Origin of the sequence: Novosphingobium resinovorum (genome assembly GCF_027922145.1) — a bacterium.
GTDB classification, from domain to species: Bacteria; Pseudomonadota; Alphaproteobacteria; order Sphingomonadales; family Sphingomonadaceae; genus Novosphingobium; species Novosphingobium resinovorum.
In genome coordinates this window covers 65,501-89,677 of record NZ_BSFC01000002.1, presented here as the reverse complement: position 1 = coordinate 89,677, position 24,177 = coordinate 65,501, and the positions used below count along the sequence as shown (strand labels likewise).

Here is a 24,177-nt window from a genome sequence, read left to right as displayed (position 1 = left end):
CATAATCGCCCCCGGAAACCCCGAGGGAAATTTTAATGGCCACCCGCCCCATCGCGCCCGGTCGGCGTATCGCCAAGCCGGACTGGCGCGCCGTACTCAAGCGCTCGCTGCGCCGTGCCGGAGAGCTGTCCGGCGCGCTGGTGCTCTTTGCGGGCATGGTGTTCCTCGCACTCGCGCTGGTGAGCTACCACCAGACCGACCCCTCCACTTCCACTGCCGCGGGCGGCGACGTGCAGAACTGGATGGGCGTGACCGGCGCCTGGACCGCCGAGCGCGCGCTCTTCCTGTTCGGGCCGGTTTCCGCGCTGTTCGTGCCGCTGCTCTACGTCTTCGGCCGCAAGCTGTGGTTGCTCGTCGAGGAGGACGACGGCGAGGTCGAGCATACCGACCAGCGCTGGTGGGTGCCGGTCGGGGTGCTGGCGCTGTCGATGCTGTTGATCGCCACGGTTCTCTCGCTGTGGTTCACCAAGCCGGGCGGTACCCTGCCCGCCTCGATGGGCGGCATTTCCGGGCTGCTGGGCGCCAAGGCGATCACCGCGCTGGCGGGCCTCGCGCCCGAGGCGGCACATGGCGGGATCAAGTTCGGGCTGGCGGTAGTCTGCCTCGGCCTCGGCCTTGTGCTGGCGGGCCGTGTCTTCACTTTCGACTGGGCGCGCCTGCTCACGCTGCCGGGCCGCATCGGCCGCCTCCCGATCAACCTGCCCTCGGCCGAGGACCTGCCGTTCAAGCCCGGCAAGGAACGGGAGCCCAAGGCCGAGCGTGCGGACAAGCCGGAGAAAGCCGAAGCCCCGCTTCGCGTCGCGGAAATCCCCGCCGCCGCCTCTTCGCCCGCGCGCAAGGCGCCCGAGATCAGCGCCCCCAAGGCGGCGCCGATCCCCGCGCAGTTCGGCTCGGACAGCCGCCAGAAGGACATGTTCGACAAGTACGAACTGCCCTCGCTGGACCTGCTGGCCGACCCCGCGCCCAATTCGCAGCCCAAGATCGACAAGCTCAGCCTGGAACGCAACGCGCGCCTGCTGGAAACGGTGCTCGACGACTTCAACGTCAAGGGCGAGATCACCGCCGTGCGCACCGGCCCGGTCGTCACCATGTACGAACTGGAACCGGCGCCCGGTATCAAGGCCAGCCGCGTCATCGGCCTGGCGGACGACATCGCCCGCAACATGTCGGCGATCTCCGCGCGCGTGTCCTCGATCCCCGGCCGTACCGTCATGGGTATCGAGCTGCCCAACGCCGATCGCCAGATGGTCTCCTTCAAGGAGATGGTCGCCTCCGAAGCCTTCGCCCATCACAAGGGCATGCTACCGATCATCCTGGGCAAGGACATCGCCGGCGAGCCGGTCGTCGCCGATCTGGCGACGATGCCGCACCTGCTCGTCGCGGGTACGACGGGTTCGGGCAAGTCGGTCGGCCTCAACGCGATCCTGCTGTCCCTGCTGTACCGCCTGACGCCCGCTCAGTGCCGTCTGATCCTCGTCGATCCCAAGGTGCTCGAACTCAAGAGCTACGACGACATCCCGCACCTGCTCTCGCCCGTGGTCACCGAACCGCCCAAGGCGATCCGCGCGCTCAAGTGGGCGGTCGAGGAAATGGAGCGCCGCTATCGCCAGATGAGCGAGATTTCGGTCCGCAACCTCGCCAGCTTCAACGAGAAGGTCCGCACCGCCGCCGCCAAGGGCAAGCCGCTGGGCCGCCGCATCCAGATCGGTTTCGACCCCGAGACGGGCGAGGAACTCTACGAGGACCGCCAGCTCGACTATGAGGCTCTGCCGCAGATCGTCCTGATCGTTGACGAACTCGCCGACCTCATGGTCACCGTCGGCAAGGAAATCGAAGTGCTGATCCAGCGCCTCTCGCAGAAGAGCCGCGCGGCGGGCATCCACCTGATCATGGCGACGCAGCGCCCATCGGTGGACGTCATCACCGGCGTCATCAAGGCCAACCTGCCGACCCGCGTGTCCTTCGCCGTCACCAGCCGCATCGACAGCCGCACCATCCTTGGCGAACAGGGCGCGGAGCAGCTGCTGGGCAAGGGCGACATGCTCTACAAGCCCAGCTCCGACCCCATCAAGCGCGTCCACGGCCCCTTCGTCTCGGACGAGGAAGTCGAGCAGGTCGCCACGTACTGGCGCTCGCAGGGCAAGCCCGACTACGTCGACGCCGTCACCAACGAGCCTGAGGAAGGCAGCTTCGGCTTCGACGACCTCGACGCGACGGCCTCGGACCAGCCCGACGAGCGCAAGTACCGGCAGGTTTGCCAGCTGGTGTTCGAGAACCAGAAGGTCTCGGTCTCGTGGCTGCAGCGCCAGATGGGCGTGGGCTACAATACCGCCGCCAAGTGGGTCGAGCGCATGGAGCAGGACGGCTACGTCGGCCCCGCCAACCACGTCGGCCGCCGCGACATCTACCGCGACGAGAACGGGAGCCCGCTTTGAGGCTCATCGTCGCGCTGGTGCTGGCCGGTGCCCCCGTGGTTTCCGTCGCGGCGACATCCACGCTCACCGCGACCTCGGGCAACTGGGTGCGCGTGTTCAAGCAGGAGGTCGAGACCGCCGTGGGCCGCAGCGTCCGCATCGACACGGCGAGCATGAGGGCGGGCGGTCTCGGCCGCACCTTCCGCGAACTGGATGTTCTGACCAAGGCGCAAGGCCAGATGCCGCGCGGCACCACGCAGTTCATGCTGCGCAGCGTGAACTGTACCGCAGGAACCACGCGGGTGGAGCAATGGCAGGTGCTCAATCCGGGCGGCGCGCCGCTTGGCGGCTCGGCGACGCCGGGCGCGACGCAGCGGGTGCGCTGGGATAACGAGGACGGGCTGGTCATACGCTACGTGTGCCAGGGGATATTGCCGCGGTAACTGCGGCGAAGGCGTGGTTCTGGAGGGCGGGGGCTTCGACAATCTCAGCCTGAGCGGATTTCAGAGCATGCTTTCCAAAGATTGAGACTTTCTCTGCCTCGTCATTGCGAGCGCAGCAAAGCAATCCAGGGCGGTGCAGCGCGGCCCTGGATTGCTTTGCTGCGCTCGCAATGACGAGGGATTGGTTTTGATCAAATGGCATCGTACTCCCAATCCCGCTCACCCTGAGCCTGTAGAAGCCCCCGCCGACCGCACCTACCTGATGCGACAACATCCCCACCATTGTATGGTTGGCCCCGGCGTACCCCGCCGCTAAGACAGTCGCGCCTCCCCCACGCAATACCCTCGAAAGGCCCCGATGGAAGAACATGCCCAGGCATTCCTGCTGCGCGACGGATTTTTCCTGCTGGGAACCGCGCTCGGCTTCGTGCTGCTGTTCCGGCGGCTGGGAATCGGTGCGACGCTGGGTTTTCTCACCACCGGAGCGGTGCTCGGCCCCTACGTCCTGAACCTCGTCGGCGACCCGGAGAGCAAGATGGGGATCGCCGAACTCGGCATCACCCTGCTGCTGTTCATCGTCGGTCTCGAACTTGCGCCAGCGCGCCTGTGGAAGATGCGGCACGAGATATTCGGGCTCGGCTTGCTGCAGGTGGTGCTGTGCGGACTGGCGGTGTCCGCCGTCATCTACTTCTTCACCGGCTTCAGCCTGCAGGCCTCGCTGGCGCTGGGTCTGCCGCTGGGGCTGTCGTCTACCGCGCAGGTGCTGCCGATGCTGCAGAGCGCCGGGCGCCTGCACACGCCGTTCGGCGAGCGCTCCTTCGCGATCCTGCTGTTCCAGGACCTGTCGATCATCCCGCTGATCACCATCATCGCGGCAATGAACCGCAATCCGGCGCTGCCTTCCGGCCCGCCGGGATGGGTGCTGGGGCTGGAGACGGTCGCCGCCATCGTCGGCCTGATCCTCGCGGGGCGCTTCGTCATCCGGCCGCTGTTCGGCCTGATCGGCAACCTCGGCGAGCGCGAGATGTTCGTCTTTGCCGCGCTGTTCACGGTCATGGCCTCGGGCGCCTTGATGCAGGCGCTCGGCCTTTCGACCGCGCTTGGCGCCTTCATCGCCGGCGTCATGCTGGCCGACTCGCCCTATCGCCATGAACTCGAGGCCGACGTCGAACCGTTCCGCGCGATCCTGCTGGGGCTGTTCTTCATGTCGGTGGGCATGATGCTGGACCTCTCGGCCATCGCCGAACGCCCCTTGTTCGTCATGGCGATGGCACTGGCGCTGATCGCGGTGAAGGGCGGGATCATCTTTCTGCTCGGCCTCGCCTTCCGGATGGAGTGGCGCAGCGCCCTCGCGCTCGGCCTGCTACTCAGCCAGGGGGGCGAGTTCGCCTTCGTCCTGTTCGCGCAGGCCAGCAATGCGATGCTGGTGGATGCGCAGGCGACCAGCCTGTTCAGCGCCATCGTCACTCTCTCCATGGTCACCACGCCGTTCCTGATGATGGCGACGCGCGGCATCCGCGAGCGGCCCGAGGGCAAGAAGGAAGTCCGCGAGGGCCCGCACGAGGACGGCGCCAACGCGATCGTCGTGGGCTATGGCCGCTTCGGGCAGACGGTGGCGCAGATGCTGATCGCCGCCGACATTCCGGTAACGATGATCGACACCGACATCGAGATGATCGACATCGCCCGGGACTTCGGCGCGCAAGTCTGGTTCGGCGACGGCACTCGCATCGACATGCTGCGCCAGGCGGGCGCGGCGGAGGCCGAACTGATCGTCTTCTGCATCGACGGCGACCAGTTGACCGAGCCGTTCCTGCAGGCCGTCCACCAGGCGTTCCCCAATGCGCAAGTCCACGCCCGCGTGTTCGACCGCCGCGCGCTGGTGCGGCTGAAGGACGCGCCGATCGCCTCGATGGCGCGCGAGGTGATGGAATCGGCGGTGGTGCTGGCGCGCAAGGCGCTCAAGGGGCTGGATGTGGCGCTCGGCGACATCGACCGCGCCGAACAGATGTACCGCAAGAGCGACAAGGAACGCCTGACCGTGCAGTACGAAGGCGGCGACGTGCGCGCCGCGCGGGAGCACATCATCACGCAGCGGCCGAGGGACCGGCGGTAGCTAGGTGTCGTCATTGCAAGCGCAGCGAAGCAATCCAGAGCAGCATCAAGCCGCCCTGGATTGCTTCGCTGCGCTCGCGGGTGACGAAAGGTGGTCAGCCCACGAAAGGCGCCGCCACTTCCGGTGGCACACGCATCAGCCGGCCGGAGGCGATGTCGATCATCGCCCATGTCGTGCGGGCCGAGACGATCACCTTGCCCGCCGCGTTACGGAAATCCACCCGCCGGTCGAAGCGCGCACCGCTCGGCCCTTCGGGGATGAAAGTCTCGCCGGTCACGCTCTCGCCTTCGCGGATGTTGCCGCGGTAGTCGATCTCGTGGCGGGTGACGAGCCACGCGTACTTTTCCTGATGCTCCGCCGGGGCGACGGCGGCCCAGTGCGCACCCGCCATCGCCTCCATCCACTGCACCCACACCGCGTTGTTGACGTGGCCCATCACATCGATGTGCTCCGGCAGCGCGGTGAAGGTGAGGGTGAACATCAGCCTTCGACCCCAAGCTGCCACAGGATGAAGGCGAACTCCTCCGCCGTTTCCTTCAGGCTCTCGAAGCGGCCCGACTTGCCGCCGTGGCCCGCACCCATGTTGGTCTTGAGGATCAGTTCGTTGCCGTCGGTCTTCACCTCGCGCAGCTTCGCGACCCACTTCGCGGGCTCCCAGTAGGTTACACGCGGGTCGTTGAGGCCCGCGGTCACCATCAGCGGCGGGTAGGCCTGCGGCTTGACCTGATCGTAGGGGCTGTAGCTCAGGATCAGGTCGAAGGCGGCCTTGTCCTCGATCGGGTTGCCCCATTCGGGCCACTCGCCCGGCGTCAGCGGCAGGGTGTCGTCGAGCATGGTGCTCAGCACATCCACGAAGGGCACGTGCGCCACCACCGCGCCGAACAGCTCGGGGTCGGAGTTGATCACCGCGCCCATCAGTTCACCGCCCGCCGAGCCGCCGGAGATGCTGATCCGGCCCGCCTCGGTGAAGCCGCGCTCGATCAGGCCCTTGGCGACATCGACGAAGTCGTTGAAGGTATTCTCACGCCGCTCCAGCTTGCCCGCCTTGTACCACGCGCGGCCAAGGTCGTCGCCGCCCCGGATATGCGCGATGGCATAGGCGAACCCGCGATCGACCAGGCTGAGGCGCGAGGTCGAGAAGCCGGGATCGATGGCGATACCGTAAGCACCGTAGCCATAGAGGTGCAGCGGCCCGGCTCCCGTCCGGTCCTTGCGATAGACGATGGAAACGGGGATCGCGGTGCCGTCGCGCGCAGGTATCTCCAGCCGCTCGGTGGCATAGAGCGAGCCGTCGTAGCCCGAAGGAATTTCCTGGACCTTGAGCGTCTCCAGCGTGCGCGCGGCGACATCGTAGTCCATCACCGAGGACGGAGCGACCATCGACTCGTACGTCAGCCGCAGCTTCTCCATGTGCCATTCGGGATTGTTGGAGAGCCCCGCCGAATAGCTCGCCTCGGGAAAAGCGATCGGCTCGATCCGCGTCGGATCGTCATAATAGCGCAGCTCGATCTGGTCGAGACCGGCGCGGCGCCCCTCGATCACGTAGAAGTCGCGGAACAGATCGAAGCCCGTCAGGTAAAACTCGTTCGTGCCCTCGATCAGCGTCGTCCACTCGCCGGGGTTCGCCAGCGGCGCGGTGGCGAGGCGGAAGTTCTCGTGGGTGTCGTTGGTGTGGATGTAGAGCACGTCGCCGCGCTCATCGACATCGTACTCCACGCCCTTGACGCGCGGCTTCACCAGGATCTGCTCGCCCAGCGGATCGTCGGCGAGGACCATGTGGCATTCGCTGGTCTCATGGTCGCTGGTGCCGATCAGCAGCCACTTCTCGTTCGAGGAGAGCGAGGAGCCGACGCGGAAACCCTCGTCATCCTCGTGGAACAGTTCGAGGTCGTCTTCCACCGGCTGGCCCAGCCAGTGCAGGCGGGCATTGTCGGTACGCCATTGCTCGTTCGCCAGCGAGTAGACGAGGCCCTTGTCCTTCGCCACCCAGACCAGCGAGGACAGCGTGCCGGGGATCTCGTCCGGCAGCAGTTCGCCGGTGGTCAGGTCCTTGATCCGCGCGGTGAAGCGTTCCGAGCCGTTGTCGTCATACGCGTAAGCGAGCAGCCGCCCGTCCGTCGTCGTCGAGATCGCGCCGAGGCGGAAGTAGTCCTTGCCCTCGGCGAGCGCCACTTCGTCGAGCATCAGTTCGGGCTCGCCGCCCGCGACGGGTTTGCGCCACCATTTCTTGTATTCGGCGCCTTCCTCGAACTCGATCCAGTAGAGCCAGTCGCCATCCTTCTGCGGGACCGACGAATCGGCTTCCTTGATGCGGCCGCGCATTTCCTTGAACAGCGCGTCGATGCGGCCCTTGTGCTGGTCCATCTTCGATTCGAACCAGCGGTTCTCGGCCTCGAGATGGTCGAGGACCTCCTTGTCCTTCACCTCGGGATAGCCGGGATCGCGCAGCCAGGCGTAGTCGTCGCTGACGGTGACGCCGTGATGGGTGAAGGAATGCGGCTTCTTCGCCGCCTGCGGGGGACCGATGAGGGTCGGGGTGGAATCTGCCATGCGCACCATCTATGATTGCTCAATACCCCCCGCAAGCCGGAACCCATGACATGCTGATGAATACCCACGAAGCCCGCCTCGATGCGCTCCGCAAGGAACTGAAGGCGCGCGGCCTCGATGGCTTCGTGATCCCTATCTCCGACGAGCACATGAGCGAGTACGTCGGCGCCTATGCCCAGCGGCTCGAATGGCTTACCGGCTTCGGCGGCTCGGCCGGAACCGCCGTTGTGCTGACCGACGCAGGCCGCTCGCCTGCCGCTGCCATGTTCGTGGACGGACGCTATACCCTGCAGGTGCGCGATCAGGTGGACGGCCGCCTCTATGCCTACGAAAGCGTGCCCACGACCAGCGTTCCGGCATGGCTCGCCGAGCATACGCCCAAGGGCGCGCGGATCGGCTACGACGCATGGCTTCACGGCTCGAAGTGGGCGCAGGCGGTGGAAGCCACGCTCGCGGCCAAGGGCGGCGCGCTGATCGCGGTCGAGGGCAACCCGATCGATGCCGTGTGGCAAGACCAGCCCGCCCCTTCGGCCGCTCCCGCCGTGGTCCACCCGGACACGTTCACCGGCGAGGCGAGCGAGGCCAAGCGCGCCGCCGTTTCCGAATGGCTCGCGACCCGGAACCTCGACGCGACGGTGATCACCGCACTCGATTCGATCGCCTGGCTGCTCAACATCCGCGGCGCCGACGTGGACCGCACCCCCGTCGCGCTGTCCTACGTGATCGCGCGCAAGGACGGCACCGTCGACCTGTTCATGGCCGGGGAAAAGGTGACCGACGAAGTCCGCCGCCACCTCGGCAACGCAGTCACCATCCGCGAGCGCACCGCGTTCGTCGAGGGCCTGCGTGAACTGGCAGGCAAGCGCGTCGCTATCGATCCCGAGCGGGCCGTCAGCGCCATCTTCGAGACCTTGCGCGGCGTCGGCGCTACGCTGGTCGAAGAGCGCGACCCCACCGTGCTGCCCAAGGCGGTCAAGAACCCGGTCGAGCAGGCCGGTCACCGCGCCGCGCAGGGCCGCGATGCCGCCGCCGTGACGCGCTTCCTCCACTGGCTCGCGGTCGAGGCGCCCAAGGGCGAAGTCACCGAACTGTCGGCCGCCGCGAAGCTGCAGGACTTCCGGGCGCTCGATCCGACCTTGCGCGACCTGTCGTTCGACACGATCTCCGGCGCCGGGCCGAACGGCGCGAGCCCGCACTACCGCGTGTCGGAGGAAACCAGCCTCACGCTGGAGCCGAACTCGGTCTATCTCGTCGACTCGGGCGGGCAGTATCCGGACGGCACCACCGACATCACCCGCACCGTCTGGGTCGGGCCTGATGCGCCCTTCGCCGAAGTGAAGGACCGCTTCACCCGCGTGCTCAAGGGCCACATCGCGCTGGCCCTCGCGGTGTTCCCCAAGGGCACGGCGGGCAGCCAGCTCGACGTGCTGGCGCGCCATGCGCTGTGGCAGGTCGGGCTCGATTATGCCCACGGCACCGGCCACGGCGTCGGCAGCTTCCTTGCCGTTCACGAAGGGCCGCAGCGCATCGCCAAGTCTTCGGGCGGGCAAGCGGGCACCGACCAGCCGCTGCTGCCGGGCATGTTCCTCTCGAACGAGCCGGGCTACTACAAGACCGGCGAATACGGCATCCGCATCGAGAACCTGATCCTCGTCGAAAAGCGCGAGATCGCGGGCTCGGACGGCGAATACTACGGCTTCGAGACGCTCACCCACGTGCCGATCGAGCGGCGCCTGGTGGACACATCGCTGCTATCTCCAGCCGAAATCACGTGGTGGAACGACTATCACGCGCGGGTGCTGGAGATCGTCGCGCCGCAGCTGGAAGGAGACGCGCTGACCTGGCTGCACGCCCAGTGCGAGCCGCTCTGACATGACGGCGCGCGACCTTCGCACCTTTCCGGTCCACCTCGGCCTTGGCGCGAAGGTCGCGGACCAGCCCGCCTTCACCGGGATGGACTGGTACGCGGCCTATGGGGAGCGCACCGCAGCCGATGGGAAGGAGGGCCGCCTCGTCAGCATGTACGATTTCTCGAGCAGCTGGGATTCGTGGGAGATGCACCCGGAGGGCGACGAACTCGTCGTATGCCTGTCCGGAGAGATCACGCTGATCCAGGAATACCCCGATGGCCGCCTCCATTCCGAGACCTTGCTGGCGGGGCAGTACATCGTGAACCCGGCGGGCGTGTGGCACACCGCCGATGTTTCGCAGCCCGCGAGCGCGCTGTTCGTGACGGCGGGCATGGGCACGCAGGGCCGCCCGCGCTAAATCCTCCCCCTCTCCGGAGACAAGCTCGGGGAGGAATGGCTTGCAGATGAACGCCCTGCTCTACTTGTGACAATTGACGACAATAAACGCATGTCCCGGCACAACTGCGCGACAACCGGCGTTTAGACAGGATCACAGAGAGCCGCAGGACAGTTTTTCCCCCTCCCTTCCCTTGCTGTCCTGTGGCTCTCATCCAATTGTTACGGGACAAGACACATGACCTCGATGAAGACCCTGCTGCTCGGCCTTTCGGCTGCTGCACTGACGATCGGCGGCGTGGCCTGCGCCCAGGCCCCTGCCAACAACGCCCCTGCCGCGCAAAAGCCCCGCATGGAGCGTCCGAAGATGGACGCCGACGGCGACGGCGTGATCACCCGCGCCGAGGCCCAGACCCGCGCGACCGAACTCTTCGCGAAGCTCGACGTCAACAAGGACGGCAAGCTCGACAAGGCCGACCGCGAACTGATGCACCAGCAGATGCGCGAGAAAATGTTCGCGAAGCTCGATACCAACGGCGACGGCTCGATCTCCAAGGCCGAGTTCATGGCCGATCGCGGTCCTGAAGGGCGTGGCCCCGGCGGCCCCGGTCCTGACGGCATGGACGGCCCCCCGCCCCCGCCTCCCGCCGGTGAAGACGGCGCTCCTCCCCCGCCCCCTCCCGGCGGCGAGCATGACGGCATGCGCGCCGGAATGCACGGGGGTATGCACGGCGGCAAGATGGGCCGCGGCGGCCCCGGTCGCTTCGGCGGTCCGCGCGGCGGCATGATGATGGAGAAGCAGGCCGACGCCAACAACGACGGCGCCGTCACCCAGGCCGAGTTCATTGCCGCTGCCCTCAAGCGCTTCGATGCGCAGGACACCAATCACGACGGCAAGGTGACCAAGGAAGAGCGCGCAGCGGCCCGCAAGGCGCACATGGACGAGCGCAAGGCCCGCTGGGAGACCAAGAAGGCTGACAAGAAGGCTGCGAACTGACAGGAAGGCGCGGTAACGCCATGGATTTAGAGATGAACGATACCGCGCCTGCTCCTTCTCCGGCCAAGCTGCTGCTCGTCGACGACGAGGCTTCCCTTCGCGAACCCCTGGGCGACTACCTGTCGCGGCAGGGGTTCGCCGTCGTCCAGGCATCGAGCGCGGCCGAGGCCCGCTCGCGCTTGCGTGACGCCAAATTCGACCTCGTCCTGCTGGACATCATGATGCCCGGCGAGGACGGCCTGTCGCTCTGCCGCCATCTGGTCGAGGCCCAGGACGTGCCGGTGATCTTCCTCACCGCGCGCGGCGAGGCGACCGACCGCATCGTCGGGCTGGAGATCGGCGCCGACGACTATGTCGTGAAGCCGTTCGAGCCGCGCGAACTGGTCGCCCGCGTGCGCAGCGTCCTGCGCCGCGCCTCGCGCGCTGCGCCCGCCCCGGTCGAGAACGAGGCCTTCGAATTCGAGGGCTGGCGGCTCGATCCGCTCAAGCGCCGCCTGATCGATTCCGAGGGCGCGGTCGTCGCCATTTCCTCGGTGGAATACCGGCTGCTGATGGCCTTCCTCGAACACCCCCGGCAAGTGCTCAACCGCGACCGCCTGCTCGACATGGTGCAGGGCCGCGAGGCGCACCTGTTCGACCGCGCGGTGGACAACCAGGTCAGCCGCCTGCGCCGCAAGATCGAGCAGGACAGCCGCAACGCCCAGCTCATCCAGACGGTCTGGGGCGGCGGCTACATGCTGGCGGCGGACGTGCGCCGCGTACCGATAGAGGACTGATGCACCTTCCGATTCTTTCCAGGCTCAGGCCCCGCAGCCTGATGGGCCAGATGCTGCTCGCCGTGGCGGCGGCGCTGCTGCTGGTGCAGGGCATCGGCGCCCTGCTCGTCTACCGCGCCCAGTTGGAGGGCTACGAGGCGGGCATGAGCAATGCCGTCGCCTTCAAGCTCATTGCCGAGACGCGCGGACGCGGTGCGCTCGGCCGGATGCTGCGCGGGAATGACCGGGACCGGGATCGCACGCCGTTCGGTGGGCCGCCCCTGCGCGGCTTTCCGCTGGAATTCAGCGATGGCTCGCCCCTGCGCACCGGCGAGAAGCGCGATGACGACATGGAAGCCCGCCTGCAGCACACGCTGGCCGAACAGGACTTCCCCGCCTCGCAGATCGTGGTCGTCCACCGCACCGTCGGCCGCGACGCCTTCGCCCGCACCCAAACCTACAAGCGCGCCGCGCATGGACGGCTCGACGGGCCGGAAGTCAGCGAGATGATGGACGATCACCTGCTGGTGGTCGGCGTCAAGCAGCCCGGCAAGGCCAGCTGGATGGTCGCCCGCGTGCGCAGTCCGCGCGCCTTCAGCGTCATGATCCGCCCGCTGATCGTGCAGACGGTGATCATCTACCTCGTGCTCGTCGGTGCCGTCGCGCTGATCCTGCGGCGCATCACCCGGCCGCTGGCCGCGCTCACCCGGCGGGTCGAGCAGTTCGCGGTCAGCCCCGGCTCGGCAGGCCAGCTCGATCCCAGCGGGCCGGACGACATGCAGCGCCTGATCGTCGCGCACAACGCGATGGAAGCGCGCATCGTCGCCATGCTGGATGAGAAGGACGTGATGCTGGGCGCCATCGGCCACGACCTCAAGACCCCGCTCGCAGCCCTGCGCGTGCGCATCGAATCGGTCGAGGACGACATCGAGCGCGGCCGCATGGCCGCGACGATCGAGGACATCGTGCGCACGCTCGACGACATCCTCTCGCTCGCCCGCGTCGGCCGCCCGAGCGACCCGCGCGAACGCACCGAGCTGTCCGCCCTCGTCGCCTCGGTCGTCGAGGAATACGAGGACATGGGCGAGCCGGTCGATCTCGGCGACACCCAGCGCACCGTCCTCGAACTGCGCTCGACCTGGCTGCGGCGCGCCTTGCGCAACCTCATCGACAACGCGCTGCGCTACGGCGGCGGCGCGCGGGTGGGGCTGGAAAAGGAAGGCGATCGCGCCGTGATCCGCATCGAGGACGACGGCCCCGGCATCCCCGACGACGAGATCGAGGCGATGACCAATCCTTTCGTGCGCGGCGACCCTTCGCGCAACAAGGCGACCGGCGGGGCGGGCCTCGGCCTGGCTCTGGCGCGGGCTATCGCCGACCAGCACGGCGGCGCTCTGGTGCTGGCGAACCGGGTTTCGGCAACTGGCGAGGTCGAGGGTCTGACGGTGAGGCTGGAGCTGCCGCTGAGCTGAGTTCCTCCCCGGAACGGGGAGGGGGACCACCCGCAGGGTGGTGGAGGGGCACAAGCGGGATCGCGCGAGCTTTCGAGGACCGGCAATCCACCGCGTGCCCCTCCACCATGCTTCGCATGGTCCCCCTCCCCCGTCGGGGGAGGAATTACCGCAACGTCGCGAATTCCGCGTCGATCTGCGCGCCCATCATGTCGTCGAGCAGCCCGCAATTGCGCACCCGCTCGACCGCGCGGTCCAGTTCGAGCGCCCCCGGCGTCGCCGCGAACGCCGCCTTGAAATCCCGCGCGATCCGGTCCGCCCAGGCCACCGAGCAGAACCGCCCGAGCATCTGCGGCAACCGCGTCGAAACCGCCTGCCCGTCCGCCCCGCCGAGCAACGCCCCGACGTGGGACAGCGCCCAGCCATACCCGTATTCCCGGCTGGCACTGCGCGCCATGATACCGTCGAGCAGATCGCGCCGCTCGCTCTCGCGCAGGCGCGGATCGTCGAGCGAAAGCAGCCACGCCGCCATCGCCGGAAAGCCCGTGCGCGCCGCCGCGCCAAGCGCTGCCGGGCGGAATACCGGGTCCTCCGAAGCCAGCGCCTTGTCCACCAGCGTGCGCACCGCCGCTCCATCGCGATCGTAGAGGTACAGATCGAACGCATGGTCGAACCACGCCGGGTCGAGGGCAGCCCCATCACCCGCCAGATAAGCCACGGCAGCCGCGCCAAGCTGCTTTCGCAGCTGCCGCCCGGCGCCGGTGCCGACGAGCGCATTGACCACCTGCACCCGCCGCTGCGCGCGTGCCGCTCCCTCACGCGCATAAACGCCCGCGCGCGGGTCGAAGCCATACTCCTTCAGAAGCGGCCCGTAGAGCTTCTCGCGCAGGAACCGGAACCCCCGCCGTCCCGGTGCGCCGACGATGTTCTCGCGCACCAGCTTCGACAGAGCCTTGTCGGCGGCATCGGCGGCGTGCGGATCGGGATGCCGGATGAGCTTGCGCTCCAGCCGCGCCATCTCGCCGATGGTGCCGCGCCCGGCGCGGATCGAGGCCCAGAGCGAATCGACCAGCGCCAGCGCCTCGCCGCCCGGCAGGCGGTCGGCCCCGGCGATCAGTTCCTGCCAGTGCCCGGCAGTCAGCTCGAAGCGGTAATAGCCGGTGCCGCCTGCGTTGGGGAACACCGGCCCCTCTCCGGGCAGAGTGAAGCTCTGCGTGCGCTGGTCCATGATGAAGCAGCGGCGCACTTCTCCCCCTTTGCCATCCCGGCGTCGCAGGCACAGCGGGATCGTCCAACGTGTATCGGGCGGGGCGACGCCCGCCGTGGTGTAGCGCAATTGCGTCACCATGACCCGGTCCCCGTCGCGCCGCATGGCAAGGAGCGGCACGCCCTGCTGCTCGACGAAGCTGCGCATCGCCGGCACCAGCTTGGGATTGCCCGCGACTTCGGCGAGCGCGGCGAAGAAGTCCTCGCTGGTGGCGCTGCCCCCCGCATGCGCGGCGATGTACCGGCGCACGCCCTCGCGGAACCGCTCTTCACCCAGCCATGCAGCGACCATGCCGACAACATGGCCGCCCTTGCCGTACGTGATCGCATCGAAGGCAGTTTCGATCCGGCGGCTGTCCGTGATGGGCTGGCGCACCGGCCGACCCGCGAGCAGAGCATCGGTCTCCATCGCCTCGAATCCGGTGCCCAGCGCATCTCCGGCGATGCCGAGGTCCGGACGCCAGGCGTCACCGATGCGGTAGCCGATCCAGTTGGCGAAGCTCTCGTTCAGCCACAAGTCGTCCCACCATGCCGGAGTGACGAGATCGCCGAACCACTGATGGCCGAGTTCGTGCGCGACGATCGTGCCGAAGGCGCGTTGCCGGGTGACCGGCGCCCCGGCATCCATCACCAGCAGGTCGTCGCGATAGAGCGCCGCGCCCGCGTTCTCCATGGCGCCGGGCAGGACCGGCGTGGTGATCTGGTCCAGCTTTGGGAAGGGAAAGGGCGTGCCGAAATAATCCTCCAGCAACCCGGTGATGCGGCGCGTACCGTCAAGCGCGAAAGTCAGCCTGTCGGCGTTCTGCCGGGTCGAGACGATGCGCAGGGGCAAAGACTTCGCCTCCCCCGCCAGCGATGCGAACGGGCCGACCATCATCGCGACGAGGTATGTCGGCAGCGGTGCGGTGGGCGCGAAGCGGTGCACCTCCAGCCCGTTCTCGATGACCGGCGGCCCGGCTTCGGGCGCATTGCCTATCGCGGTCAGGCCCTTGGGCACCCGCAGGGTGAGGGTGAAGGGCGTTTTGAAGCCGGGCTGGTCGAAGCCGGGGAACGCGGCGCGGGCATCGATCGCCTCGAAATGGGACCAGACATGCCATGCGCCTTCGACCTGCTCGCGGAAAAGTCCGGCAGGTCCGTCGGCAAAGGGGGCGCCGTAATCGAAGGCCAGCGTGACCGGCCCGGCGGGCAGGTCTTCCGGGAATTCGATTCGCGCGACGCCGATGGGGTCGATCTGCTGCCAGCGCCCGGCAATCGACCGGCCCTCTGCCCGCGCAATGACGCGCGACACGTCGAGCCCGCGCCCGTGCAGCACGATGGAAGAGGCGGGCGCGGCGAGCATGACGTCGATCTCGGCATGCCCGGAAAAGCGCGGGCGGGACGGATCGATGGTGAGGTCCAGCCGGTAGGCCGCAGGTTTGGCGGTGTCGTCGAGCCGCCCGAGCGGGACCGATTGCGCCTGCGCGGCTACGGTCATGCAGCCGAACAGAAGGGCAAGCAGCATCACGATACGTCGTCCCGGACTTGATCCGGGACCGCTGGCCGTGACCCGCCCGCCGGGCAGCGCGCGCGACACGCTTCCGCCCAAAGACCGCCACCTGTCCCGGATCAAGTCCGGGACGACGAGCCTTCGCACTATCGCATCAATCCGCCGATGAGATTGCGCGCGAACCTGCCAAGTCCGGGAAAGCCGATCGCCTTGCCCAGCGCATCACCCACCGTCCCGGCAGCGGCGCTGGCGGCCGAGGCCTTGGGGCTGGCGCGGCTCTTCTTGCCCTGCATCGTCTGCGCGAGGATCGACCCGGCGCTGGCGGCGGCGGCCCCGGCGGCGGCCTTGGCGACCTTGCCGCCGATGCCGTCCCACAAGCCGGGGCTCCTGCGCTCCTGCTTGGCGACCTCGTCGCGGCCTTTCTCCTCCACCTCCTGCGCAGTGGCGGCGGCATCGGCGGCCTTGGCGGCGAGCACTTCCTCCGCGCTCTCGCGGTCGACGCGGGTGTCGTACTTGCCCTCGAACGGGCTGATCGACTGGACGATCGCGCGCTCCTTGTCGGTGATCGGCCCCAGCCGCGAGCGCGGCGGCGCCACCAGCGTGCGCTGCACCACCGAAGGCGCGCCGTCGTCGCCCAGCGTGGAGACCAGCGCCTCACCCACCTTCAGCTCGGTGATCGCCGCCTCGACGTCGAGCTTGGGGTTGATGCGGAAGGTCTCGGCCGCCGCCTTGATCGCGCGCTTGTCACGCGGAGTGAAGGCACGCAGCGCATGCTGGACGCGGTTGCCCAGCTGCCCGGCGATCTCCTCGGGAATGTCGATCGGGTTCTGCGTCACGAAGTAGACGCCCACGCCCTTCGAACGGACGAGGCGGACGACCTGCTCGACCTTGTCCTGCAGCGCCTTGGGCGCGTCGTCGAACAGCAGGTGCGCCTCGTCGAAGAAGAACACCAGCTTGGGCTTCTCGGGATCGCCGACCTCGGGCAGCACCTCGAACAGTTCGGACAGCAGCCACAGCAGGAACGTGGCGTAGAGCTTCGGGCTGCGCATCAGCTTATCGGCGGCGAGCACGTTGATGTAGCCGCGTCCCTGATCGTCGCACTTGATGAAATCGGCGATCTCCAGCGCGGGCTCACCGAAGAACTGCGCCGCGCCCTGACTTTCCAGCGCAAGGAGCTGGCGCTGGATGGTTCCGACGCTCGCTTTCGACACATTGCCGTACTTGAGTGCCAGTTGAGTGCCGTTGAGTGCCACGTAAGCGAGCATCGCCTGCAGGTCTTCGAGGTCCAGCAGCAGCAGTCCCTCGTCGTCGGCCAACCGGAAGACGATGTTGAGCACACCCTCCTGCGTCTCGTTGAGGTCCATCAGCCGGGCCAGCAGCAGCGGCCCCATCTCGGAGATGGTAGTGCGCACCGGATGGCCCTGCTCGCCGTAAATGTCCCAGAAAACCGCGGGGTTGTCGGCATAGGCATAGTCGGCGATACCGATCTCCCTGGCCCGCGATTCGAGGATGGCGGCGTTCTTGAACTGCGGGCTCCCGGCCATGCACACGCCCGAAAGGTCACCCTTCACGTCGGCCAGGAACACCGGCACCCCGGCGGCGGAAAACTGCTCGGCGATGGTCTGCAGGGTAACGGTCTTGCCGGTGCCGGTAGCCCCCGCGATCAGGCCATGCCGGTTGGCGCGGTCGAGCCGCAGCACCTGCCGCTCTCCGCCCTCTCCATTGCTGCCGCCGCCAAGTCCGAGGAAAATCTCGCTCATCCCGTCATCTCCAAGCCCTGTCGCAGCATCGGTGTAGCGCGATGGAAGCGCATAGCAACATATCGTCGTCCGGGATGACGAGGTGTACGGGCGGACAAACTGCCGCTAAAGCGCCGCCCGATCCCATGACCGCCCCCTTCGTCCTCCTCGATGACGCCCGCAGCGAAGGCGCCTCCGAAGCCCGGCTCTACCGCGCGCCTCGCGAAACCGTCGTGGCGATGCGCGGCGGCGACGTCCTGCCCGCCCTCGAACGCCTGCAGGCGCTTTCGCGGGATGGCCTGCACCTTGCCGGCTACCTCGCCTACGAGGCCGGACTGGCGCTGGAACCGCGCCTTGCCGGACGCCAGCGCGACACTGGAGGCCCATTGCTATGGTTCGGGGCCTTCGAAGGCTACGAGGCGCTCTCGCCCGCCCAGGTGCCGCTCTGGCTTTCCGGTCGCGCCGGGTCGGGAAGACCCGCGATCGGCCCTCTCGAGCCCCGGATCGACCTCGGCGACTACGAGCAGGCTTTCGCCGCGATCCACGGTGCGATTCAAGCTGGCGACATTTACCAGGCCAACCTCACCCTGCCGCTAGTCGGGGCATGGAGCGGCGATCCGCTGGCGCTCTACGCAGCGCTGCGCCCGCGCGCGGCGGCCGGATACGGCGCGGTGATCCACGACGGCGCGCGCTGGCATCTCAGCTTTTCGCCGGAACTGTTCTTCACCCTTTCGGGCCGCGAAGTCGAAGTGCGGCCGATGAAAGGCACTCGCCCGCGCGGCCGCAGCGCCGCCGAGGACGCCGCATTCGCCGTCGATCTCGCCGCCAGCACCAAGGATCGCGCCGAGAACCTGATGATCCTCGACCTCATGCGCAACGACTTGTCGCGCGTGGCCGAGGCGGGCAGTGTAAGGGTGGAAAATCCTTTCACCATAGAAAGTTATCCGACCGTCCACCAGATGGTCTCGACGGTGCGCGCCACCCTGCCCGAGGGGCGCGGCGCGCTCGACCTCTTGCGCGCGCTGTTTCCGTGCGGCTCGATCACTGGCGCGCCCAAGATCCGCGCCATGGAACTGATCGCCGAGGTCGAGCGGACACCGCGCGGGGTCTACTGCGGCTCCATCGGCTATATCGAACCCTCTGGCGATGCGGCTTTCAATGTGGCAATCCGCACTCTGCGTCTCGACCGTGACGGTCGCGCTGTCCTAGGGGTCGGGTCCGCCGTGGTCGCGGATTCGCAAGCGCTTCCCGAATGGCGGGAATGCCTGGTCAAAGGGGGTTTCGTGCGAGAGTCGCAAGTGCAGGTTGCCGGGGAAGTTGTGTCGCCTGCAAGCTTCGATCTGATCGAGACGATGCGTTTCACGCCCGAGGCGGGCATCGCGCTGCTCGAACTGCACCTCGAACGCATCGCCGCGAGCGCCGCCGCGCTGGGCTTCGGGTTCGACCGGCATGCGGTGCGCAACGCCATCCAGGCGCTGTGTTTCGAGGCCGAAGCTCCGTCGAAGCTGCGCCTCGTCGTCGGTCGTACCGGGGCGTTCTCGCTGGAACTGACCGATCTGCCCGACACTCTCGCCGAGCACGCGACCGTCGCTGTGCTGCGCCTGCCAGTGGACAGCGGCGACTGGCGCCTCGCCCACAAGACCACCGATCGCGGCTTCTACGACAAGGGTCTCGAAGTGGCGCGCGCGAACGGTGCTGACGAGGCGATCCTGCTACGCGACGATGGCCTGGTGACCGAGGGCTGCTTCACCAACCTGTTCGTCGAGCGCGGCGGCACGCTGCTGACCCCGCCCGCGACGCTGGGCCTACTGCAGGGCGTGCTGCGCCGCTCGCTGCTGGACGCGGGCCGAGCGGTGGAAGCCGAACTGACGCTGGACGATCTGGCGGGTGGGTTTTTCATCGGCAATGCCCTGCGTGGGCTGATCCCCGCGCGGCTGCTGTAAATGGCCTGATGGGGCTTCGACAAGCTCAGCCTGAGCGGTTTTGAGAGCAGGTCTTTAAATTCCGCTCAGGCTGATCTTGTCGAAGCCCCCGCCGGACGATGCTTTGCGATCCTCGGCTCCTGTTCTAAGAGACGCCCCACAATGCACCTGTCCACCGCCCTTTCCCGCATCGCCCCGTCGCAGACCACGGCGATGACCGACCGCGCCACCCAGCTTCGCGAAGCCGGGCGCGACATCATCTCGCTCTCGGTCGGCGAGCCCGACTTCGCCACCCCGCCGCATGTGCTGGAAGCCGCCAAGGCCGCGCTCGACGGCGGGCAGACCAAGTACACCCCCGTGGGCGGCACCTCGCGGCTCAAGCAGGCCGCCGCGCTGCACTTCGCACGCGACCTCGGGATCGAGGTTCCGACGTCGCAAGTGACTGTCAGCGCGGGCGGCAAACAAGCGATCTTCCACGCCATGCTCGCCACGATCAGCGAGGGCGATGAGGTGATCGTCCCAGCCCCATGGTGGGTCAGCTATCCGGAAATCGTGCGCTTCGCCGGTGGCAAGGTGGTCCCGCTGCACACGCACGCCAAGGACAACTTCCGCTTCACCCCGGCCGACCTCGAAGCGCAGATCGGGCCGAATACCTTGTGGGTGCTGCTCAACAGCCCCGGCAACCCGACCGGCGCCTGCCTGCCCGCGGAAACGCTGCTCGGCATCGGCGAGGTGCTGCGCCATCATCCGCGCGTGCTGGTGATGTCGGACGATATCTACGCGCCGATCAACTATACGGGCGGCCCGCATGCCACGCTGGCGAACCTGTGCCCGGACCTTGCCGAGCGTATCCTGACCGTCTCGGGCGTCTCCAAGAGCCACGCGATGACGGGTTTCCGCATCGGCGTCGCCGCCGGGCCGGAGTGGCTCATCAAGGCGATGGAGCGGCTGCAGTCGCACTCCTCGGGCAACCCCTGCTCGATCAGTCAGGCCGCCGCCGTGGCCGCGTTCGAGGGACCGCAGGAATTTCTCGCCGAATGGTGCGAACGCTTCCGCGCCCGGCGCGACCTGGTGGTTTCGGCGATCAATGCGATCCCCGGCCTGTCGACGCCGGTGCCCGACGGCGCGTTCTACTGCATGGTCGATGCCGCGCCGCTGATGGAGCGCTTCGGCGACGACGCGAAGCTGGCGCTGCACCTGCTGGACCACGGCGTGGCGATCGTCCCGGCCTCGGCTTTCGGCGGGAAGGATGGCTTCCGCATCAGCTTCGCGGCCGACGAGGCCCAGTTGGTCGAGGCCTGCAGGCGGATTGCCGAGGCGGTGGGATAATCCTTTCCTTCGTCATTGCGAGCGCAGCGAAGCAATCCAGAGTCGAGCAAACCGCCCTGGATTGCTTCGCTGCGCTCGCAATGACGAACATTTAGGCTAAAGACGCATCAAGCGAATGGTCCTGCAGATTACGGGACGATGAAAGAAAGCACCATGCAACTCGAAATCCTCTTCGAAGACGGCGAAGCGCTCGTCATCGACAAGCCTGCGGGCCTTCCGCTCGACCGTCCCCGCGCGGGCGGCCAGTGCCTGGAAGACCGGCTCGACGAACTCAAGCTCGGCTTTCACCGCGAACCCGCGCCGGTCCACCGCCTCGACCGCGACACATCGGGCTGCCTGCTGTTGGCGCGCAACCCGAAGGCGCTCAAGCGCTTCTCCGCCGCCTTCGAGGAGCGCACAGTCGAAAAGCGCTATCTCGGCGTAGTTGCGGGCGAGGTCAGCGAGGACGAAGGCACCATCGCGCTGAACCTCTCCAAGGTCAGCACCGCGAAGGACGGCTGGCGCATGATCCCGGCGCGCAAGGGCAAGCCCGCCGTCACGCACTGGCGCAAGCTGGATGTACGGAACGGCCTGACCCTCGTGGAATTCCGCCCCGAGACTGGCCGCACCCACCAGATTCGCGTCCATGCCGCCTCGGGCCTCGGCTTCCCGCTGCTGGGCGATCCGGTCTACGGCACCAAGGGCGGCGCCCCGCGCACCATGCTTCACGCGGCCGGCCTGACCGTCCCGCGCGGCGACAAGGCCCCGATCGTAGCGGCCGCGCCCCTGCCTGCCGACTTCGCCGCCCTCGGTTTCGAGGACGTAACCCCGGAAGCAGCCCCCGAATGAGCGACGAGGTCGTCGAGCGCGCCTGGGCTCTCGCGACCGAGAGCTTCATCGCCTCGACCGGCCCGGGCGGGCAGAACGTCAACAAGGTGGCGACGGCGGTGCAACTGCGCCTCGACGTCTACGCCCTGCGCCTCACTCCGCCGGTATTCGCCCGCTTCAAGGAACTCGCCGGCAGCCGCATGACAGCGCGCGGCGAACTGGTGCTGACCGCGCGCCGCTTCCGCACGCAGGAAGCGAACCGCGCCGATGCCCGCGAACGCCTCGCCGACCTTATCACCGAGGCCCACAAGCTGCCTGAAAAACGCGCCAAGAGTCGCCTCAACCGCGTCGGCAAGGAACAGCGCCTGAAAGGCAAGAAGCTGCGCGGCTCGGTCAAGGCCGGGCGCGGCAAAGTCAGCTTCGACTGACTATCGAGCAGCCTCTGTAGCCTGCCCCTCGGAGGGTGCGACAGCCTCTACAGGCGGCCGCCGCTCGTCCAGCATCGCAGCGGCTTCGTCGAGCGCGCGCGCCTCGCCCATCGTCACGCCGCCGGGACCGGGCGCGGTGTCGGACTTGGAACAGGCGGCCAGTGCAAGCAGGGCCATGGCGGACAAGGCGGATCTCATGCTTCCGCCCATAGCCGTTCGATCGTCAGACGTCGATGACCCGGGTATGCGGGTAATGCTTGTCGAGATGCTTGCGGATGATCTTGAGATTGCGGCTGTTCGAGCGGAACAGGAAATCGAACAGATCGCCCGCCACGGGGATTGCGCCGACCAGCGTATCGAACCCGACATTGGCGGTCATGCGCGCCAGTTGCCATTTCGACATGCCGAGATTGCGCGCCTCCCAAACGAGGTAGAGGCCCATGGCCGCCGCGACGAGATCACCTGCGACCGGGACCAGCCCGACCACCGCGTCCAGACCGACCTGGCGGCGGAGGCCCGGCACCGTGAAGGCCCGCTCCAACACGCGCTCCAACGCTTCCACACGGCGGCGCACCGATACCGGATCGTTGCCGAACGGAAGCTCATAATCCATGCGCCGCGCCGATGGGTTGACCACGTATTCCAGCCTCTTGTCGAACCGCGACTTCACGAGCCGCTTTCGCTTATTTGGTGAGCCAGGCCAGCGGCATCAAGGGATGCCAGCCCCACGGGTTTACCGAGAACCCGTCGACGCTGCCGCGCACCAGCGACCAGCGGATCGGCGTGCCGAAGGGGATGAAGACGTTGGCACCGGTCAGTTCCGCCTCGGCCTCGGTCAGCAGGGCGGCGCGTTCGGCAGGCGTGGCGGCGCTCGCAGCCTCGGCCACGCGCGCATCGGCCTCTTGCGAGCAGAGCCCCCGGCCCGCCTGGCACGAAAGGCGATTGAGATACCACCCCGCGCGCGGATAGCGGGCGACGTCGTCGACGAGCGCAAGATCGGCACCATCGGCATCCTTCGCCCGATCGAGACCGACGCCGATCGTCGCGAAGTCGGCAACCAGTCGATTGAACAGGACGGTGGCTCCACTCCCCTCGGGAAGCCAGACCCTCAAGCGGACGTGGTGGGCTCCTGACTGTCGAGCGCCCGGCGCACGCTCCTGGGACGGTGTCCCCGCCGGCCCGTGCCATGATCTCACCCGCGCGGCCGCGATCGCGCGGCGCTGATCCAGCGTCTGCTCGCCCCAGCGTTCGCCGATGGTCCCAAGGTCGCCATCGAGGCTGGGGGTAACGATACGCGTGGTCGCGGACCAGCCGCCGAGGCCGAAAGGCGAGATCAACCCCTCCCGGTCCACCGCCATGGCCAGCGCCTCGCGGTTGGCGGGCTCGGACAGGAAGCCCTTGTCGTTCATCACGTGCAGGCCGAACAAACCGACCACCGGGTCGAGCTGGATCGTCCCGCGCAGGATACCGACCGAGCGGGTCTGCAGGAAATCCTGGATGCGTCCGCCGAGCACGAGATCGACGCTGCCGTCGTTGAACGCGGCCACGGCCTGCGCGCCCGGCAGCGCGTGCAAATGGATCTGTCGCGTGCGCTCGGCCCACTTGTCGATCGGCGGCAGGCCCAGCTTGGCCGGATCGATCGCGCTGAGCGTGGCGATGCTGCCCGATCGGGTCACGCTCATCGGGCCGGTGCCCTGCCCCTTGCGGTAAAGCCCCAGTTCCGGCTGGGCGAGAAGCTGGAGCAGGTAAGGCATCGGCCGCGTGAGGCGGATCTCAATCACGCGCCCGGCCATGGCGCGGACTTCGTCGATGCCCGCAAGGTCGTGCGCCAGCGGCCCGTCATCGAGCGCCTTAAGTGCAGCATTGATCGCACGGCGCGCAGATTCGGCGGTTATAGGCTCTCCGGTCGCCCAGTTGCCGTCGCGCAGGCGGAAGATGTAGCTCTGGCCGTCGTCCGTGACGATCCAGCGATCCGCAAGGGCGGGGATGACACGGCCCGCATCGTCGAAGGCAACCAGCCCCTCCACCGTCGAGGCGCGAACCAGTACGGCTCCGGCTGACAGACCGGCGCTTTCGGAAAACGGATCATCCGGCTCCCCGACCACGGCAACGCCCAGGGCCGAATTGTCGTAGCCACTGCAGGAGACGAGCATGAAGGCGGCCGCAACGGCCAGCACCCGCGAGGCTTGGCGCTTGGACAGCATGGAACAGGGAGTAGCCGATTTCCC

The 24,177-nt window shown here is 67.7% G+C and carries 19 protein-coding genes; 12 read left to right on the top strand and 7 right to left on the bottom strand.

Annotated elements, in window-relative coordinates:
• The first annotated feature begins 35 nt into the window (after nt 1–35).
• The 3 genes from PKE80_RS00580 (at nt 36) to PKE80_RS00570 (ending at nt 4,973) form a co-directional block, all read left to right on the top strand.
• A complete protein-coding gene (locus PKE80_RS00580; protein ID WP_271180841.1) occupies nt 36–2,435 on the top strand; it encodes a DNA translocase FtsK in 2,400 nt (799 codons plus the stop codon).
• Complete coding sequence (locus PKE80_RS00575) at nt 2,432–2,857, top strand: hypothetical protein (protein ID WP_271180840.1); 426 nt, start codon at nt 2,432–2,434, stop codon at nt 2,855–2,857. The genes PKE80_RS00580 and PKE80_RS00575 overlap by 4 nt, the downstream gene beginning before the upstream one ends.
• Before the next feature lie 358 nt (nt 2,858–3,215).
• A complete protein-coding gene (locus PKE80_RS00570; RefSeq protein WP_271180839.1) occupies nt 3,216–4,973 on the top strand; it encodes a cation:proton antiporter domain-containing protein in 1,758 nt (585 codons plus the stop codon).
• Nucleotides 4,974–5,067: 94 nt separating this feature from the next.
• Here the strand turns inward: PKE80_RS00570 and PKE80_RS00565 are convergent, their stop codons facing one another.
• Entirely contained in the window at nt 5,068–5,454 is a 387-nt protein-coding gene (locus PKE80_RS00565) for an acyl-CoA thioesterase (protein WP_271180838.1), read from the bottom strand.
• The gene (locus PKE80_RS00560; protein WP_370425349.1) at nt 5,454–7,523 is read right to left on the bottom strand and encodes a S9 family peptidase; all 2,070 of its coding nucleotides are present in this window, start codon (nt 7,521–7,523) and stop codon (nt 5,454–5,456) included. The genes PKE80_RS00565 and PKE80_RS00560 overlap by 1 nt, the downstream gene beginning before the upstream one ends.
• Before the next feature lie 50 nt (nt 7,524–7,573).
• On the opposite strand from PKE80_RS00560, the gene PKE80_RS00555 reads away from it, so the two are divergent.
• From PKE80_RS00555 to PKE80_RS00535, 5 genes are all read left to right on the top strand, one after another.
• Nucleotides 7,574–9,394: an aminopeptidase P family protein gene (locus tag PKE80_RS00555; RefSeq protein ID WP_271180836.1), complete on the top strand. Its 1,821-nt coding sequence runs from the start codon at nt 7,574–7,576 to the stop codon at nt 9,392–9,394.
• Nucleotide 9,395: 1 nt separating this feature from the next.
• Nucleotides 9,396–9,791 (top strand): cupin domain-containing protein, encoded by a 396-nt coding sequence (locus PKE80_RS00550; RefSeq protein WP_271180835.1) that lies wholly within the window; start codon nt 9,396–9,398, stop codon nt 9,789–9,791.
• 216 nt (nt 9,792–10,007) lie between these two features.
• The gene (locus PKE80_RS00545; RefSeq protein WP_271180834.1) at nt 10,008–10,766 is read left to right on the top strand and encodes an EF-hand domain-containing protein; all 759 of its coding nucleotides are present in this window, start codon (nt 10,008–10,010) and stop codon (nt 10,764–10,766) included.
• Nucleotides 10,767–10,798: 32 nt separating this feature from the next.
• Nucleotides 10,799–11,542: a response regulator gene (locus PKE80_RS00540; protein WP_271180833.1), complete on the top strand. Its 744-nt coding sequence runs from the start codon at nt 10,799–10,801 to the stop codon at nt 11,540–11,542.
• 50 nt (nt 11,543–11,592) lie between these two features.
• Nucleotides 11,593–12,993 (top strand): sensor histidine kinase, encoded by a 1,401-nt coding sequence (locus PKE80_RS00535; protein WP_370425010.1) that lies wholly within the window; start codon nt 11,593–11,595, stop codon nt 12,991–12,993.
• Between the two features lie 145 nt (nt 12,994–13,138).
• Here PKE80_RS00535 and PKE80_RS00530 read toward each other — a convergent pair whose 3' ends face one another.
• Together PKE80_RS00530 and PKE80_RS00525 are read right to left on the bottom strand one after the other, a co-directional pair.
• A complete protein-coding gene (locus PKE80_RS00530) occupies nt 13,139–15,739 on the bottom strand; it encodes a M1 family metallopeptidase (protein WP_271180831.1) in 2,601 nt (866 codons plus the stop codon).
• Between the two features lie 131 nt (nt 15,740–15,870).
• Entirely contained in the window at nt 15,871–17,484 is a 1,614-nt protein-coding gene (locus PKE80_RS00525; protein ID WP_271180830.1) for a helicase HerA-like domain-containing protein, read from the bottom strand.
• Between the two features lie 125 nt (nt 17,485–17,609).
• On the opposite strand from PKE80_RS00525, the gene pabB reads away from it, so the two are divergent.
• The 4 genes from pabB (at nt 17,610) to arfB (ending at nt 21,949) form a co-directional block, all read left to right on the top strand.
• Nucleotides 17,610–19,406, top strand: a complete 1,797-nt coding sequence (gene pabB, locus PKE80_RS00520; RefSeq protein ID WP_271180829.1) for an aminodeoxychorismate synthase component I — start codon at nt 17,610–17,612, stop codon at nt 19,404–19,406.
• 141 nt (nt 19,407–19,547) lie between these two features.
• Complete coding sequence (locus PKE80_RS00515; protein ID WP_271180828.1) at nt 19,548–20,714, top strand: pyridoxal phosphate-dependent aminotransferase; 1,167 nt, start codon at nt 19,548–19,550, stop codon at nt 20,712–20,714.
• Between the two features lie 153 nt (nt 20,715–20,867).
• Nucleotides 20,868–21,542: an RluA family pseudouridine synthase gene (locus tag PKE80_RS00510; RefSeq protein ID WP_271180827.1), complete on the top strand. Its 675-nt coding sequence runs from the start codon at nt 20,868–20,870 to the stop codon at nt 21,540–21,542.
• Nucleotides 21,539–21,949 carry an alternative ribosome rescue aminoacyl-tRNA hydrolase ArfB gene (gene arfB, locus PKE80_RS00505; protein ID WP_271180826.1) on the top strand — a complete coding sequence of 137 codons (411 nt, stop codon included), beginning with the start codon at nt 21,539–21,541 and terminating at the stop codon, nt 21,947–21,949. The genes PKE80_RS00510 and arfB overlap by 4 nt, the downstream gene beginning before the upstream one ends.
• Here arfB and PKE80_RS00500 read toward each other — a convergent pair whose 3' ends face one another.
• From PKE80_RS00500 to PKE80_RS00490, 3 genes are all read right to left on the bottom strand, one after another.
• Nucleotides 21,950–22,147 carry a hypothetical protein gene (locus PKE80_RS00500; RefSeq protein WP_271180825.1) on the bottom strand — a complete coding sequence of 66 codons (198 nt, stop codon included), beginning with the start codon at nt 22,145–22,147 and terminating at the stop codon, nt 21,950–21,952. It lies immediately after the preceding gene.
• Between the two features lie 25 nt (nt 22,148–22,172).
• On the bottom strand, nt 22,173–22,562 hold the full coding sequence (locus PKE80_RS00495) for a DUF4112 domain-containing protein (RefSeq protein WP_271180971.1): 390 nt from the start codon (nt 22,560–22,562) through the stop codon (nt 22,173–22,175).
• Between the two features lie 70 nt (nt 22,563–22,632).
• Nucleotides 22,633–24,153 (bottom strand): ABC transporter substrate-binding protein, encoded by a 1,521-nt coding sequence (locus tag PKE80_RS00490; RefSeq protein ID WP_271180824.1) that lies wholly within the window; start codon nt 24,151–24,153, stop codon nt 22,633–22,635.
• Nucleotides 24,154–24,177: the final 24 nt, after the last annotated feature.

What these genes read in the sequence shown, in the direction of transcription:
- PKE80_RS00580 (WP_271180841.1), top strand. Translation starts at nt 36, where the DNA reads ATGGCCACCCGCCCCATCGCGCCCGGTCGGCGTATCGCCAAGCCGGAC.
- PKE80_RS00570 (WP_271180839.1), top strand. Translation starts at nt 3,216, where the DNA reads ATGGAAGAACATGCCCAGGCATTCCTGCTGCGCGACGGATTTTTCCTG.
- PKE80_RS00565 (WP_271180838.1), bottom strand. Translation starts at nt 5,454, where the DNA reads ATGTTCACCCTCACCTTCACCGCGCTGCCGGAGCACATCGATGTGATG.
- PKE80_RS00560 (WP_370425349.1), bottom strand. Translation starts at nt 7,523, where the DNA reads ATGGCAGATTCCACCCCGACCCTCATCGGTCCCCCGCAGGCGGCGAAG.
- PKE80_RS00555 (WP_271180836.1), top strand. Translation starts at nt 7,574, where the DNA reads ATGCTGATGAATACCCACGAAGCCCGCCTCGATGCGCTCCGCAAGGAA.
- PKE80_RS00550 (WP_271180835.1), top strand. Translation starts at nt 9,396, where the DNA reads ATGACGGCGCGCGACCTTCGCACCTTTCCGGTCCACCTCGGCCTTGGC.
- PKE80_RS00545 (WP_271180834.1), top strand. Translation starts at nt 10,008, where the DNA reads ATGACCTCGATGAAGACCCTGCTGCTCGGCCTTTCGGCTGCTGCACTG.
- PKE80_RS00540 (WP_271180833.1), top strand. Translation starts at nt 10,799, where the DNA reads ATGAACGATACCGCGCCTGCTCCTTCTCCGGCCAAGCTGCTGCTCGTC.
- PKE80_RS00535 (WP_370425010.1), top strand. Translation starts at nt 11,593, where the DNA reads ATGCTGCTCGCCGTGGCGGCGGCGCTGCTGCTGGTGCAGGGCATCGGC.
- PKE80_RS00530 (WP_271180831.1), bottom strand. Translation starts at nt 15,739, where the DNA reads ATGCTGCTTGCCCTTCTGTTCGGCTGCATGACCGTAGCCGCGCAGGCG.
- PKE80_RS00525 (WP_271180830.1), bottom strand. Translation starts at nt 17,484, where the DNA reads ATGAGCGAGATTTTCCTCGGACTTGGCGGCGGCAGCAATGGAGAGGGC.
- pabB (WP_271180829.1), top strand. Translation starts at nt 17,610, where the DNA reads ATGACCGCCCCCTTCGTCCTCCTCGATGACGCCCGCAGCGAAGGCGCC.
- PKE80_RS00515 (WP_271180828.1), top strand. Translation starts at nt 19,548, where the DNA reads ATGCACCTGTCCACCGCCCTTTCCCGCATCGCCCCGTCGCAGACCACG.
- PKE80_RS00510 (WP_271180827.1), top strand. Translation starts at nt 20,868, where the DNA reads ATGCAACTCGAAATCCTCTTCGAAGACGGCGAAGCGCTCGTCATCGAC.
- arfB (WP_271180826.1), top strand. Translation starts at nt 21,539, where the DNA reads ATGAGCGACGAGGTCGTCGAGCGCGCCTGGGCTCTCGCGACCGAGAGC.
- PKE80_RS00500 (WP_271180825.1), bottom strand. Translation starts at nt 22,147, where the DNA reads ATGAGATCCGCCTTGTCCGCCATGGCCCTGCTTGCACTGGCCGCCTGT.
- PKE80_RS00495 (WP_271180971.1), bottom strand. Translation starts at nt 22,562, where the DNA reads ATGGATTATGAGCTTCCGTTCGGCAACGATCCGGTATCGGTGCGCCGC.
- PKE80_RS00490 (WP_271180824.1), bottom strand. Translation starts at nt 24,153, where the DNA reads ATGCTGTCCAAGCGCCAAGCCTCGCGGGTGCTGGCCGTTGCGGCCGCC.